We start from the raw sequence: 454 nt of genomic DNA on the forward strand, positions 1-454 counted from the left end.
CGCGGGTTCAAAGCAAAGGGCGAACCATCGCTCGGAAAAGGCCGCGCGACAAGGCGAGCGCGACAAAGGCGAGCAACCGCGGCCGGGTCACGCGCGGCGTTTTGATTCATCGGCGAATCAACCCGGGAAAAGCCGTCGCGCGCGCGGCAACGGGATGCGTGTGCGACGGCGTGCGCGTGTATGCGCACGTTGCCCGTGTTCGCTGCCACGCCGGCGAACGGGCCGGCGAACAGGCCACGGCCGCGCGCGCGGCGCGCCGCGCGTGGCGCCGTCGCCGTCGCGATGCGCGCCATGAGCAGATCTGGCGCACTCGACAGGAAGTGGTCGGTGTTGTGGTGCTCGGCCAACCAGAACCGGTGGAAACCGATCTCCTCAAGTTTTTGTGCCAAGGTGACGGTCTCGTCAAGGGTTTGGGTGACGTCATGTCCGACAAACAGCGGAATCTGCTCCAAGG

Annotated in this window: 1 protein-coding gene; it reads right to left on the reverse strand. The window is 66.5% G+C overall.

Annotated features, from left to right (window positions below; all coding sequences use genetic code 11):
- A partial coding sequence (locus ACU8YC_RS27415; protein ID WP_446896314.1) for an LLM class flavin-dependent oxidoreductase occupies positions 1-454 on the reverse strand: 454 nt, incomplete at both ends.

The sequence above is a fragment of the Citrobacter sp. VF227 genome, assembly GCF_052950715.1.